This window comes from Pseudoalteromonas luteoviolacea, from assembly GCF_001750165.1.
Lineage (GTDB): Bacteria > Pseudomonadota > Gammaproteobacteria > Enterobacterales > Alteromonadaceae > Pseudoalteromonas > Pseudoalteromonas luteoviolacea_G.
In genome coordinates this window covers 1,284,904-1,298,671 of record NZ_CP015412.1, presented here as the reverse complement: position 1 = coordinate 1,298,671, position 13,768 = coordinate 1,284,904, and the positions used below count along the sequence as shown (strand labels likewise).

14 protein-coding genes are annotated in these 13,768 nt (G+C 39.0%); 3 read left to right on the top strand and 11 right to left on the bottom strand.

Going from position 1 to position 13,768, the window contains the following annotated elements; all coding sequences use genetic code 11:
• Positions 1-15: 15 nt before the first annotated feature.
• Positions 16-540, top strand: a complete 525-nt coding sequence (locus tag S4054249_RS25655) for a DUF2931 family protein (protein ID WP_052960899.1) — start codon at positions 16-18, stop codon at positions 538-540.
• 175 nt (positions 541-715) lie between these two features.
• Here S4054249_RS25655 and cspE read toward each other — a convergent pair whose 3' ends face one another.
• From cspE to S4054249_RS25630, 8 genes are all read right to left on the bottom strand, one after another.
• Positions 716-925, bottom strand: a complete 210-nt coding sequence (gene cspE / locus S4054249_RS25650) for a transcription antiterminator/RNA stability regulator CspE (RefSeq protein WP_023398163.1) — start codon at positions 923-925, stop codon at positions 716-718.
• 261 nt (positions 926-1,186) lie between these two features.
• Positions 1,187-1,321 (bottom strand): hypothetical protein, encoded by a 135-nt coding sequence (locus S4054249_RS27205; protein WP_256370561.1) that lies wholly within the window; start codon positions 1,319-1,321, stop codon positions 1,187-1,189.
• 126 nt (positions 1,322-1,447) lie between these two features.
• Entirely contained in the window at positions 1,448-1,612 is a 165-nt protein-coding gene (locus tag S4054249_RS26790) for a hypothetical protein (RefSeq protein ID WP_155401360.1), read from the bottom strand.
• A gap of 55 nt (positions 1,613-1,667) precedes the next feature.
• Entirely contained in the window at positions 1,668-2,330 is a 663-nt protein-coding gene (locus S4054249_RS25640) for a C39 family peptidase (RefSeq protein WP_069949153.1), read from the bottom strand.
• A 282-nt stretch (positions 2,331-2,612) separates the two neighbouring features.
• Positions 2,613-4,256, bottom strand: a complete 1,644-nt coding sequence (locus S4054249_RS25635) for a methyl-accepting chemotaxis protein (RefSeq protein ID WP_235611279.1) — start codon at positions 4,254-4,256, stop codon at positions 2,613-2,615.
• A 537-nt stretch (positions 4,257-4,793) separates the two neighbouring features.
• Positions 4,794-4,925 (bottom strand): DUF5329 family protein, encoded by a 132-nt coding sequence (locus tag S4054249_RS27355; RefSeq protein WP_430522139.1) that lies wholly within the window; start codon positions 4,923-4,925, stop codon positions 4,794-4,796.
• Positions 4,926-5,009: 84 nt separating this feature from the next.
• Complete coding sequence (locus tag S4054249_RS26780; protein WP_155401358.1) at positions 5,010-5,147, bottom strand: hypothetical protein; 138 nt, start codon at positions 5,145-5,147, stop codon at positions 5,010-5,012.
• Positions 5,148-5,306: 159 nt separating this feature from the next.
• Positions 5,307-6,515 (bottom strand): hypothetical protein, encoded by a 1,209-nt coding sequence (locus S4054249_RS25630; RefSeq protein WP_052960898.1) that lies wholly within the window; start codon positions 6,513-6,515, stop codon positions 5,307-5,309.
• A 529-nt stretch (positions 6,516-7,044) separates the two neighbouring features.
• Here S4054249_RS25630 and S4054249_RS25625 point away from each other — a divergent pair.
• Positions 7,045-8,742 carry a serine hydrolase domain-containing protein gene (locus S4054249_RS25625; RefSeq protein WP_046355190.1) on the top strand — a complete coding sequence of 566 codons (1,698 nt, stop codon included), beginning with the start codon at positions 7,045-7,047 and terminating at the stop codon, positions 8,740-8,742.
• A 71-nt stretch (positions 8,743-8,813) separates the two neighbouring features.
• Here S4054249_RS25625 and S4054249_RS25620 read toward each other — a convergent pair whose 3' ends face one another.
• Together S4054249_RS25620 and S4054249_RS25615 are read right to left on the bottom strand one after the other, a co-directional pair.
• The gene (locus tag S4054249_RS25620; RefSeq protein WP_046355189.1) at positions 8,814-11,345 is read right to left on the bottom strand and encodes an ABC transporter permease; all 2,532 of its coding nucleotides are present in this window, start codon (positions 11,343-11,345) and stop codon (positions 8,814-8,816) included.
• Positions 11,342-11,992, bottom strand: a complete 651-nt coding sequence (locus S4054249_RS25615) for an ABC transporter ATP-binding protein (RefSeq protein WP_046355188.1) — start codon at positions 11,990-11,992, stop codon at positions 11,342-11,344. Before S4054249_RS25615 ends, S4054249_RS25620 begins: the two co-directional genes overlap by 4 nt.
• Positions 11,993-12,175: 183 nt before the next feature.
• On the opposite strand from S4054249_RS25615, the gene S4054249_RS25610 reads away from it, so the two are divergent.
• Positions 12,176-12,523 carry a DUF805 domain-containing protein gene (locus S4054249_RS25610; RefSeq protein WP_046355187.1) on the top strand — a complete coding sequence of 116 codons (348 nt, stop codon included), beginning with the start codon at positions 12,176-12,178 and terminating at the stop codon, positions 12,521-12,523.
• 480 nt (positions 12,524-13,003) lie between these two features.
• On the opposite strand, the gene bamE is transcribed toward S4054249_RS25610, so the two are convergent.
• The gene (bamE, locus tag S4054249_RS25605) at positions 13,004-13,369 is read right to left on the bottom strand and encodes an outer membrane protein assembly factor BamE domain-containing protein (RefSeq protein ID WP_046355186.1); all 366 of its coding nucleotides are present in this window, start codon (positions 13,367-13,369) and stop codon (positions 13,004-13,006) included.
• Positions 13,370-13,768 lie beyond the last annotated feature (399 nt).

Sequence of the window (13,768 nt, the reverse complement as noted above, 5' to 3'; positions counted from 1 at the left end):
AGGAAGGAGCCTACATTGGCGGCAAGAATAATTATCTTGATCAGTACTCTGAGTTTACTCATGGGTTGCAGTTCAAGTTATCAAGTAGAAGAAATGAGCGTAGGGGTTGCCGCTGAAAAGGGGCCAATTCTTATGGTAGGGGAAGTCACATTTGATGAAACATGGAGTGTGCCAGCCGGTGCAATAGGGTGTTGCTGGAAAGACTCTGGAGCATTGTCTTTTGTATATGATATCCCCTTTCCGAATACCGTCGTGATTGCTTGGTACGACTTGAGTACTGAACTCTTTTGGGTAGGCGAGGCAAAAATAGATAACAAAGCTGGTTATGAGTTTATCCAACAAATGAAGCCTTTTATTAACAGGCGGACTGGCCAATATAAGAACCGGAAACACCCCAACCTCATCGTGGGCATGAAGCGAGACGGCTTGATAAAAGTGTGGATATCGAATGCGCCGGGCAATTACCTCGGCAGGAAAATTCTCGAAATAGGCTCAGGTATAGCACAAATTAAAGAACTTCCGCCTGAAAACGAGCGTTAAAGTCAATCGATATAATGGGCCAACATATGCAAATAGAGTGGCTAAGAAACTAACAGTAAAAATGATTTAATTGAAGGGAGTAAAACTAATAAAAAATGTAAAGAGGAAAGCAAGAAATTAGAAGAGAGTGTGAAATAGCAAGGTGCAGCTTGATGCCGCACCTAGACATAACTGATTAAAGTACAGTTACGTTTTCAGCCTGAGGACCTTTAGCGCCCTGAGTTACTGTAAAGCTTACTTTTTGACCTTCAGTCAAAGTACGGAAACCTTCAGACTGGATAGCTCTGAAGTGAACAAAAACGTCGTCGTTACCGTTTTCTTGTGCAATGAAGCCAAAACCTTTTGACTCGTTAAACCATTTTACAGTGCCTGTTACTTGAGACATAAATTACCTATTTATATAAAAATTAAAAAAAATGTGTACAGTATCGGAAGTAAAGTGAGTGGCTAAAATTAGGTTTTATGACAAAAACAGAAACTTAAGCAAACAACAACAAATAAATCAAATATCTTCATACGCTGCGTAGGATACACTGAAATTCTGTTTTGTCGAGCTTTTTTACAAAAACAGTTTAAAAAACACCCAACTTTTTATTCTTTCCTATTCATCGCTTAAGTAAGGGCTTAAAAAACCCCATCACGCGGTCTACATATCTTGCCAATTCATAATAAATTGCGCTTGCCCTGTAAGCGGTTCTTCGTCTTGTGCAATAATTTCAAAACCTTGCTGCTGATAAAATGCCACGCTCGCAACATTGCGCTGATATACAGAGAGCGCCAAGGTATTACATCGGGACTTTGCATCTACAATAAGCTGCTTACCTCCCCCTTGGCCTTGTTTTTTGGTAAACCAAAAATTGCCGCAAGGGTGTTTTTTACCAAAGCATAAAAACCGATGATTTCTTGATTATCCAAATACACTATTATCTGAGCTGGGCAAATACACCTGCTGTATAGTATCGAGGCTACCACGCCAAAAACTATCTGGTACAAAATGATGTGCTTGTTGAGACGCAGCACGCCACACCATTAAGATAGGCTCAATATCGGATGCAAGCCCTTTTCTAATCATACAACTCCTCTTTACACGCTCATAAATATCTCAAATGCAAACAGTGCCCATACTTTCAAAGCTCGATGTTTATTTTTTTACGCTCAGTATTAAACGCCACCGCATAATAACGCAGCCGAGGGTGCTCTACATTCCATAAATTTAAGAACTCTTCGTAAGTTTGCACTACACGCCGAGCGCCCTTAGCATCATTTAAATATACAAGCCGCTTTGCTTCATCATAACCAACAACGACACGGTAATGGCTTTGCGATTTTGGTAGCTCCCAATATTGAAATACAATTACAGGAATGCCACTGGCAATATAAGCTTTGATATGGTTGAACAACTGTGCTCGCTTTTCATCAATATCTTCCACGTTATCGCGCACCTTATCTAACGTAATGCTGCGTGTTTTTCCAAAGCGCTGAAGAAACCCCTGTAAATAAGTGACCTTAGTCCCAGGGTAATCCGCCCAATTACGTGGATAATTGTTCAACACGCCTGAGCGAACAAATATCGGCATGTCTTCATACTGAAGTAAAATAGACTCAGCGATGTCATACTGTGAATAGTCTTTTATTCCCCAATACTTAAAAATCATTTCGATGGTTGCTGGCCCACAAAGCTTTTTTCCTTGCTCAACCAAAGGTACATTCAACACGATTTTTTGGGAGTTTTTTGCATTAATAGCAAAAGAAAAAATCATCAAAATAAATACAATTACCCACCTAGCCACACTATACCCTTGGTTTTATTAAAATATTTAATCAAGCTTCTATAAACTAAACAATGTAAAAAATAGAATAACTGGAATAATACAATTTATACGAATAATACCACCATCACTAACCACTATTTATTAAGCAGCAAGGTTATTAATAGACATCTATTAAACACAAAAAAAATCAAATATTTTAGTTCATAAAAAAAGCGAACCATACTATGGCTCGCTTTTAAAATACTAGTCTATTAACTTAAAAAATTAAATTAATCCATTTTGGTTAACAAGAAAAATAATTTATAGCTTAAACTGCTCAACACTGGCTTTTAACCCGTGAGCAAGCTCACTGATCTCATGGCAAGCTTGTGACGTTTGATTAGCGCCTTCAGTCATTTCAACCGCCGCGACATTAATATTTTCGATATTACGATTAAGCTCTTCAGATACAACCGACTGTTCATTACATGCCGCAGCTATTTGCGTGCTCATTGCTGCAATGCTGTCAATCTCTTGCTCAATTTGAATAATGGTATCGCTGACAGTCTCTGTTTGCTGCACACAAATATCAATGCCCTTTTGACACGTTCTTGTCGCTTCACCTGTCTCTTTTGATTTGGATTGTAAATCACTCACTATCTCAACAATCTGAGTTGTGGAATCTTGTGTGCGCTGTGCAAGGGAACGTACTTCATCGGCAACAACTGCGAAACCCCGCCCTTGTGTACCCGCTCGTGCAGCTTCAATTGCCGCATTCAGTGCAAGCAAATTAGTTTGCTCAGCAATTTCACGAATAACATCCACCACAACATTAATATTTTGTGAGTTTTTCTCAAGATTGTACGCAAGATCTCCTGCATGTGACACTGTGTCTGCCACACTCGATATCTGCACAATATTACTTTTAAGTGCAGCACTGCCTTCTCGAGACTTTACATTCGCTTGGTTTGCAGACTCAGCGCCCATTTCGGTGCTTTTGGCAACTTCTGACACTGCCGCTTGCATCTGCGTCATCGCAGATGCAACTGACTGTAATTCATTTTGCTGATTTTGCATGCCTGTGGCGTTTTGAGCCGAGATCATATTCACTTCTTCTACGGCTGTTGTCAGCTGGATAGCGCTGTCATTTATCTTAACAACAAGACCATTAAGCTGCGCTCGCATCTTATCAAGAGATATAAGTAAGGCGCCAAGTTCATTATTACCTACCGAATGTGTATCAATACGTGAACTTAAATCGCCATTAGCGATGCTACCAGCTAGATCTTTCGCCTTTTCCAAAGGCTTTCTAATCGCACCACTCAACACAAAACAAATAAGTGCAATCATCACCGCAGATGCAACTATACAAACAACAATCACTGTGATCACTGTTTTTACTGCACGAACTGCTGAAGTCTCAGCCATACCGACATTATCGCTATTAATTTTATTAAGCTTGGTGAGTTCATCCATTGCTTCTGAATAGAAGTTATAACTGTTTAAAACAATCGAATTTGCTTCACTGACTTCACCAGATCTAACCAAGCGATCGAAACTAGACGTAGCCGAAGCATATTTTCGCCAAGCACGTTCAAAAGCTTGAAACTGAGCACGTTCTTGATCTGATACATTCAAGTTACCATAAGTACTAATTTTGTTATTCAATCCAGATTTTAAACCGCCCAGATCGACTATCCATTCGTTAATGTCAGGGTGCTCTGAATTGGTCACAATTAAAAACTCATCTTTTCGAATGGTTGCCATCTCAATTTGCAGATCTTTTACTATCTCAACCGATGGAATGCTGGTTTGTACAATCAGTTCAAGGTCATCATTGATCCCCTTTAAACCATTGTAGGTCATCAGGCTCACCCCGAAAAAAACCATAAAAATCGACGCAAAGCTCAACCCAATTTGCTTTGAAATAGACAAGTCTTTAAGTGCCATATGCTGTTTATACATCCCTAAGTTAATGATTACCGTAAAGCACAAAAACCAGTAGAAAGCGTTAAGATTTTGCTTTTTACTGGTTGTGAGATATTTGAATAAATATGAGTGTTAACCTCCAGGTGCATGTACCAGAGGAAACGTATGAGACTTAGCTTATAGGTCCGCAAAGTAATACAGCTCTTTGCTGACGAATTGAAGTGCCCTTTTATTAAAATACATTTGCATACAAGTGCTTAATTAAGGGCATATTATAATTTAAGCAAAGCAAAGTTGGAATAATTTAATTATTAACATTTATAGATTTATGTTATAAAATTACTATAAAACATGAAAAGCTGATCATAAAAGGATCAGAAAGATTAACTGAGAAAAGCAATTTTTAGCTGCCCATATATAACTTGTTGCATTATAAATAGTTGTAATAGGTACAGTTACAATGCCACCGCACCTATTTCATAAAATAAAAAAACACATAAAAATAATAAAAAAGAATTATAAATTATAAAAGAATAACCCTTCACTGTATAAGTTATCGCTTTTTGCGCTGTGCTATTTTTTTTGCTTTCTAAACGCCTTGAGATCCAAGAGTAACCACTCACTACTCTTGATTGGTTTATTATTACGACAATGAATAAGATACGACTTACCAGACAAACTACTTTTGGAAGCTGTTAAACTTATAAAATCTTCCGCTGAGTCAATATCATCTTGATAGTAATGATACTTTTTACTAATGTGCTACTTGACATCACGTGCCATATGTAGTTAGCCATTGCGCTCATACTGACAATGAGACGTTTCAATGAAGGTCAATAAATGCTGTATTTCAGCCGCTGTTGAGGCAGCGCTTTTCAGCGAGTATGCCGCGCTCCACAACATAAACATTACTAAATAAAGTTTCATTACTTTCCTAAATATTCACATACCTAATTAAAATAAATATTATGGCACTTCGCATAAATATGAACACTTAGACGTTATAAAAAGCTAAAAAGTTGCACCTAATATAAAATAAAAAGCGCAGCCAATTGGCCGCGCTTAGTTGAGGCTATAAAACTTAATTTATTGAACGCTTACTACACCTATTTTTGTGTTGTAGATAATACGACCTGCTTCACCGGACGCATAGCCGTAATAGCAAATGCCTTTACTTGCTTTAACCACTTTATATTCGCCGTCAGCAGTTGAGAAGTACCATTTTGTACTACCATCAGCTTTTTTACGGCCTTTACCGTTGCGGTTTAACACATATTGGTGATCTAGCATGTTATTCCACATCCGCGCACAGCGATTGGCGTTAGGATTTTTAGTGAACTTGTTGTGCTTGTTCAACTTATCTTTTGACTCGACCGGAAAACCTTCTGCGTTAAAGTTAAAAGTTCCATCTTTGAAACCGCCCAAGTTAGCGACTTTGTCACCAACCTCTTCAGCGTGCCAATACTGATTCGCTTTATTCACTTCTTGCTGAAATGCATTTGCGATTACAGGTAAAGTATTTCCACACCCTTGTACATAGGTTAAATCTGCAACATGCTCGGGCCCATCCATCACAAATGTAGCCTGTGCGGTTTGCGGATCGAGCGTATAAATTTTTGCATTTTCGCCGCTATTTCTAGCTGATACATAAACCACGCCGTTTTCGTCGACTGCTAGACCTGAAGCCCAATTTAAGTTGTGCTCACCTATTTCAGTCAGCGTCATTGACGCTTCATCCAACATATATAGTGCTTTAGCGTTCAGTACATAAATCACATTGCCATCTGCCGAATACGCAATATCGCCATGGTCAAAGTCATCATAGCTAGCATTGTCCGATTTCATTTTTCCGAGAACTGTCTTTTCACCTGTCGCCAAGTCAAATTGGTACATGTAGGTTTGGCTTGTTGCAAGAAGAAAGTCACCCGTTGGTGAAACTGCTGAGCGTTTTATCGGGTAACTTGTCATATCGGCCACTTCACGTTGCTGCATTGTTTGAATATCAAACTCGTACAATTTCGAGGCATTTGTTTCGCTGTCTAAGCGTTGCATTGCATACAGCTTTGCACCAGACCCGGCTAAGTTGCTTGAAGCGAAAGATACTCCGGGTACCTCTCGGCTCATTTTAGAACTCATATCGATATGAAAAACCGCGCTCTGCCCATCAGCTGCAAACCTGTCAATTGCAAAAAGTCCATCTAAACAGGCATTATCGTTAGCAATTACAGAAAAACTGGCTGTAAGTGCGAGTGCAGCTGCACCCAACTTATTTGCTATGTTCTGTGTTTTTGTCATGAATACACCATTGTTTATGTAAGTTAGACTAACTCAAGCAATAATCACACCGAAAAAAAATAGCTTCCCTACATCACTGTTAGTTATAGAGTATTTTATTTTAACCTCGATTTATATTCACTGTTCTTACCTAAAACTAAAACAGACGGCGATATCAGTGACAAAGTTATGTCAATACAGCCAGTCGCTTTAAATGTCATCAGCTCCCTTAATTTAAAACCCTAAACCAATGAATAGTATAGTTATATATTTTTAACCCTGTAGTTATAAGCGATTTAACTCACGCATTTCGACATGATTGACCATTTTTTCATTTTGCAAATTGCAATTCGCAAAATGAAAAGATTCCTAAAATGCAAAATGATAAATCTAGACACTTTTATGCACGCGCCTACACGTACTGAGGCAATTATTTAAATTGAAATAATTGCATTAATTTTAATCGTCCCTTTATCGTCTACAAGCTGAGTGACGGGCCATTTAATAAGAAACTGTCACCTCTTCCCAATATCAATAAGTAAGGATTACCATGAAGAAAATTACATTACTCGCGAGTTTAATAGCTGGCTTATCACTGAGCGGTTATGCGTTTGCTTTAGATCACTCTGATATACAGAAGATCTCTCAACAAATCGAACATCGCTTAGCTGAAGGTGAAACAACAGGTTTATCTATTGCCGTGGTTAAAGATAATACACCAGTCATGTTGCAAGGCTTTGGCCTCGCAAATATAGAAACACAGCAAGAGGTCACGCCAAATACTCAGTTTCGTATTGCTTCTATCTCAAAAACATTTGTCACACTCGCGGTTTTGAAATTAGTCAACCAAGGAAAGCTCTCTCTAGATGATAGTGTTTATAAACACTTACCAGACTTTAAACCTAAAACGCTACCAAATAACAATAACGAAGTGACGGTAAGAGATCTCTTAACCCATCAAAGTGGCATCCCAACAGGCTGGTTCCGTGGTGATGAGCCAACAATAAGTCCTAATAAAGATCTTAACTCCTTAGCGACTTTGTTAAGTGACGATTACCTTGTCTGGAACAGAGGCACTATCTCAGCTTACAATAATAATGCGTTTGGTTTAGCCGGATTATTGGTTTCAAGAATAAGTGGTCAAAGTTGGCAAGATTACTTGCAAACAGAGTTCTTCACGCCGCTGGCGATGAATAATACATTGAGCCATTTACCAAACGGTACACTACCAACGCAAATGGCGCAAAGCTACAGTGGTACTGCTCAAGAACCTAAATTCGCTTCTTTACTGACGCCCGCTGGCGGTATTATTTCAACTGGTAATGATATGGCGCGCTACATGCAAGCAATACTCGACAGCTGGAACTATGATAGCCATGCAATTGTGCCCTCTTCGCTTATTACAAAGGTTCGCAATGTGCAAAATGCGCATATCCAGTTAGACGGTGACCACGAAATGGGACTGGGTTTTTTCGTTGACCACTTTAATGGCCACATTGCAATTAGTCATGATGGCAGTTATCAAGGGTACGAAAGCATGATGTATATCGTGCCCGAACTGAACTTTGGCGTATTTGTCACAACAAATAACAGAGACGGAGACGATACAGTTTTCGATATCGCCGACATGGTGACAAACATGGTCACTCAGTCCGTAAAAGGACCATTTTTAGACAATAAAAACACTCAAAAATCTTCTTTTCAGCCATACCAATCGAAAACGCTGGAAGCTGGTTTTTATACTGGTAGACGCAACATATTCATTGAGAAAACGCCCAGCGGAGAATTCGTCATGTTCAGTCCTGGACAGACTATTAAACAGCTCAAACAAGTTGATTCAGACAGCTACCAAATTATCGGTGAAGAAGGCGATGTAAGGATCAAGCTGACTCAAGCTATTGATGGATTTCGCTTTACCTACAACGGTAAAGACTCAGCCAATGTTTTTAGTAAACTCGTTACAACAAAACTGACTCCTGAGCTAGAAAGGTTATTGGGCTATTACCAAGTTGATACTACCAACCCAGACATAGGCGATATTGAATTACGATATTCACCAGAGTTTCATGCGCTGCTAGCCGTGTCTGTCAAACATGGATTTGTACGCGCTTTGAAAGTGGTTGACGAAAACCTGCTTCAAGTTCAAGGGTATGGGCGCGGGATTGGCACCGTATTTGATTTTCAACAACCTGGGAAGCTAAAAGCCCTTGGCTATAATTTCGTAAAAGTATCAGGACCTACGCGATAGTACGATTTCCAATGAGATACAAAAGGACCAAGCTGTCCTTTTGTATCTTTTCAGAAGCCACTTTTATCACCTTACCCTCGTTGCTCCAATAATGTGACGACACTTTGTTTCAACTGCTTACGACTCAAAAATATACCGCCTAGCGCAATGACCATAACAATGACAACAGCCTCAGTGACAAGCATTAAGTCGTTTGGTTTGTATGACATGCCAAACCCTTGCTGGTAGATTTGCCCGATGAATAAGTAAATCGACGTCAAAGCACACGCAACTGGTATCATAGTCAAAATAGTCCATTCAATTATCAACATTTTACGACTTTGTTTGTCAGATAGGCCAAAGCTCAGCAACAAGCCATTTTTCAGTTTATCTCTCTGTAAATGCGTTTGTATTGAAGCAATTACTAATAAATTGCTCATCAAGGCAATAAAGATGCCATACACCAGAGTTAAATAAATAAATGTTTGAACAGAACTACGAACGCGTGAAATTAACTCCTCAACACGAAGCATACGTATACCAGGATACGCTTGCCAGATCTCTCCTAAATGCGCCAACCCCAGCTCAGGTAAATCGACACTCCCCATAAAATAAATTGGCTCATTTGGCACCGGAATATCCGGTTGATGCACCACAAACCAAAATGTGATCATGTCTGAACCAGAGCGATAATGATGCACTGTTGCGATGCTAAACTGTTGACTTGTGCCACCCACTTGCATAGTAAGCACATCCCCCAATTCAAGATTCAATTCATTAAAAACCTCTTGTTCCATCGAGATTAGTGGCAAGCCACTGTCCTTTTTTTGTTGCCAGTGCCCTTCAACAACCTTAATATTATCAGGTTGCTTCTCTTGCCAATGCAGGTTGATATTGCGCTCGAGACGAGACTTAGAATCGCTCGATGGCGCATCTATTTCGCTCAATAATACCCCATTGACATGCGTTACTCTCGCACTTTGAAAAGCTTTAAACTGATGAACATCACCACCATATCTTAAAGTAAATTCTGTCAGCGCCTGCTTTTGTTCCTGATCAGCTTGTGTAACAAAAATATTTCCTTGATCTGCAAACAGCGCTCTATCAAGCACATCGCTAACATCTTGTCCAACTCGAAGACACAAAAGTAAAAGTGTGGCACTTAATCCCAAAGCAAGTATTTGCACTATTTTAACGTGCATACGTTGCTTCATCAGCAACAACACAAAAGCCAAAATACCACTTTTCTTTGACAGTATTTTGTTCGCAATATTCAGCCCACCCCAAGCAAGTACTAGTAATAAGACTAAACATACACCAAGACCCGACAGTAACAGTCCGGTTAACACCCAATTATCGGTGTTAAAAATGACAACCGCCAAAAGTGACAATAGTGGGCACAAACCACTGATAATAAATGCGACAGTACTATCTTCTCTCTTTTCTAATAGATCTCTTACATTGCTTCGAACCAACTTGGCCCAACTTGGTGCTGTCAATAAACAATAAAGGAACATGCTCATAAAAAGCGCTTGGCCTATACCTGCCATATCCCACATCAACTCAAACGTCACAAAAAACTTTTGCTGAATAAAATACTCCAAAATCATCGAAATACCGATTGCAATGGCCAATGAAGGAGCAAAACTAATAAACAGAATGCTTGCCATTAACACAAGCACGAGTAACGGCACTTGCTCGCGCTTAACGCCATTTGCCAGCATCACTGCCAATACGTTTTGTAATGGCTCGACATGACTTCTTTGGCTGAGCCATAAACACAAGCAGGTAAGTAGAACAATCACAAAACTAATTAAACCCATAAAATTCTGTACACGCTGCCATGCGTGAGCCATTGGGTAATTATTGAGTATTTTACTCACAACTTTCAGATCAGCGCTGTTTGCTTGCAACTCACGTAACTGCGGCCCTAAAGCATCGCTGTGATTGAGTAAGACTTGATTCTCTATTGGTGTTAAAAGTAAATTCTCTAAGCTAGTTTTAGCAATAATTGCTCGCCTATCGCTACTGTACCCTTGAATGATTCTATCTGGTTCATTTAATAGCAAAGCACTGACCAACAGAGATTTGTTCCCAAGGAATACTTGACCACCTACTTTTACATTTAACGCCCGAGCCAAGTGAGGCTCCAGCCAAACTTCGCCCACGTTAGGACCTGCTGACACTTGTAAAGGTGAGAGTGATTCATTATCAGATACTGTGATTGTGCCATTAATAGGGTAGCTTTGATCGACAGCTTTCAATTTCGTATGACTATAAAAGCCCTTGTGGTTCAACGTTATTTCGTAGCTATGAATATAGCTTTTTGCACTTGCATGCTGCTCTATCCATTGCTCTTCACGCTCGTGCCAATCACGTGTCACCGTCAATTGCGTATCTGCCCCCAACATTGTTTGCAGATTGTGGTTTAGGTATTTATCAACACCTTGTCCAAGCAAGCTCGTTATACTTAAATACAGAAATAACAAAGCCAAACTCAACAAAGTAATCAAATGCTTGCCTTGTTTAACTTGTAGCACTAGCATTTTTATGAGCAGTATACTTGTTGCTCCAAAATGACACTTTTTCACGTTAACATCATTTGATCTATGAGAGTCAATCATAACTTTAACTCTCCATTTTCTAAATCATATGTCCTATCTAGCTTGGCGGCTAGATTGAGATCATGAGTAACAACCACCATCGTTGTACCTGCGGCCTTTGCGCCTCGGCGCATAATTTCAAATACCTGATCTGCAGTCTTATGATCGAGATTACCAGTTGGCTCATCCGCAAATAAAATGTGCGGTTCATTACATAACGCCCGAGCAATAGCAACCCGCTGTTGCTCACCACCACTTAACTTAGTGACGGGCTGTTTGGCTTGTGCTTCTAAATCCACCAGTTTGAGTTTATCCATTGCACGATGCTCTGCGTTTTTGTCTCCACGTAGTAGCAATGGCAGCGCCACATTTTGCAACGCATTCAGCTCAGGAAGTAAATGAAAATGTTGAAATACAAAACCTGATACACAATGGATATTTTCAAGTTCAGTGTTTTGTTTTTGATAGCAAATCTGCCCTGTTTGCAAAGTTTCCAGCCCAGCAAGCAACGAAAGCAAAGTTGATTTTCCCGAACCGGATGCTCCAACAATCGCAATATGCTCGCCAGCCTCAATAGACATTGAGATATCTTTTAAAAGGTGCAGTGAATCACCATTAACTAGATTGATCGTGTGTTCCAAATTGAGGACATCCAATTTAACACCCATGCTCACTCCTTAATACATTTAAGCTAATTTATAACTTGAGTGTCGATTAAAAGGTGTGAAATGCATGTGAAAACACAGCTAGCACCATTGAAATATTCCTATATTACTGTTCGTGTAGGCCTTATAATCACGACCTTGTTCGTTCTAAAAACCTAGAAATAACTATAAATTAAGGAACCACAAATGGAATGGTATATATCCGTCTTAAAGAATTACGCTGTATTCGAAGGTAGAGCAAGAAGAAAAGAGTTCTGGATGTTCGCTTTATTCAACGCTTTCGCATCAATCGCATTAAGTATATTCGAACACTTATTAGGCACCACTTTGTTAAGTCTCATTTATGCACTCGCTGTTGCAGTGCCCAGTATAGCCGTCAGTGTTCGACGCTTACATGACACTAACCGCTCTGGGTGGTGGGTGTTAATTGCTTTAATACCTATTATTGGAACTATCGCGATGATCATATTTGCTGCGCTTGAGGGTGATGAGTGCGAAAACAAATATGGTCCAAATCCCAAAAAAGCTGGCTGAACTAAATTACACGAATAAACATACTTCATGCGTCATGAATTAGGTGAATTTATGACGCTGTCGTTTTTAAGCTTTAACCTTCGATACTGATCATATTCAGAGAGGCTTATTGAGTTGTAATTTACTTTATTTTTCACCTTAAGATATTTACCTGAGTATATAATCGGCCCCAAAGTACGCACTTTAATACCTTAAAAGATATATTCCTCATCGTTTAAATCTAGTGTAAAGGCTGCTACTGGCCTTGCTCAGTGTTACATTACAATTCAATACGGATTTATAGACCTGAATCGTGAACTCAAACTAGCTTTAAATACGTAAATCACAAAAGTCGTCATTACTTCAAAACAACTTTGTCCAGACAACGTAAATAAACGCTAAATAAGGTATGTATTTCATAATAACAGGCTGATAAGTTAAATTTACCAAAATCGTCGCTTGAATAGAACATCAAACGACGAACATAGTCCACTTCAAAATCTAGAAGCGGGATGATCCACTTTCAATTTCGCGAAATGACATGCCACTCATAATGCCATCTTTACTAAAACGGATCGTGACATGTTTGCTCGTTCCCTTGGAGCCACCAGCGTAGGCACCAGCAATCGGTACATAATTTAGACCACTGCTTTTATTTTCATGAAAATAATATTGCCATGCAGTTTCACCATCTACCAAGTCATCCATACCACTTGGATCTCCAATGGCCTCTCTGACATCTGCTTGAGTTGTTTCACCTTTTTTAAACGACTTAACGACGTCCATATCAAAGTCTTTGCCACTTTGAGTACTGCTACAAGCAGCTAAAATAAATGTGGTAAAAAATATGATGAGTAAGTTTTTCATTTATCTTCCTTTTTAAAGTTCGTCCTATACTCGTAAGTCGATTATAAAATATAAGACTTAAGAGCAGGTGCATTATCTGCGCATTTAATGATCATTTCAATACTTTTTACCTATAATAAAAGCTTATAAACTGAAGTTTTCTCAAGATAAATTAACACTGAAAACTTGAAGTCATCTTTATAAAATAATTAATACCTAAAAACTCAACAAAGCATTCTCTGGTTTACCTGCTCTACGCTATAAAATCCAACCATCGATTAAATAGAATGAAAAACCAATATACCTTTCGAAATTCCACTCAAATATTTTACGAAAATATAAACCAATGATAAAATAACAACAAAACTTCAACCCCTTAAAAACACTTTCTCAATATACTTAGAATATTAATTTCCGTTT

Excerpts from the sequence above, each read along its gene's own strand:
- S4054249_RS25620 (WP_046355189.1), bottom strand. The coding sequence starts at position 11,345 with ATGATTGACTCTCATAGATCAAATGATGTTAACGTGAAAAAGTGTCAT.
- S4054249_RS25610 (WP_046355187.1), top strand. The coding sequence starts at position 12,176 with ATGGAATGGTATATATCCGTCTTAAAGAATTACGCTGTATTCGAAGGT.
- bamE (WP_046355186.1), bottom strand. The coding sequence starts at position 13,369 with ATGAAAAACTTACTCATCATATTTTTTACCACATTTATTTTAGCTGCT.
- S4054249_RS25635 (WP_235611279.1), bottom strand. The coding sequence starts at position 4,256 with ATGTATAAACAGCATATGGCACTTAAAGACTTGTCTATTTCAAAGCAA.
- S4054249_RS25625 (WP_046355190.1), top strand. The coding sequence starts at position 7,045 with ATGAAGAAAATTACATTACTCGCGAGTTTAATAGCTGGCTTATCACTG.
- S4054249_RS25615 (WP_046355188.1), bottom strand. The coding sequence starts at position 11,992 with ATGGGTGTTAAATTGGATGTCCTCAATTTGGAACACACGATCAATCTA.
- S4054249_RS25630 (WP_052960898.1), bottom strand. The coding sequence starts at position 6,515 with ATGACAAAAACACAGAACATAGCAAATAAGTTGGGTGCAGCTGCACTC.
- S4054249_RS26780 (WP_155401358.1), bottom strand. The coding sequence starts at position 5,147 with ATGAAACTTTATTTAGTAATGTTTATGTTGTGGAGCGCGGCATACTCG.
- S4054249_RS26790 (WP_155401360.1), bottom strand. The coding sequence starts at position 1,612 with ATGATTAGAAAAGGGCTTGCATCCGATATTGAGCCTATCTTAATGGTG.
- cspE (WP_023398163.1), bottom strand. The coding sequence starts at position 925 with ATGTCTCAAGTAACAGGCACTGTAAAATGGTTTAACGAGTCAAAAGGT.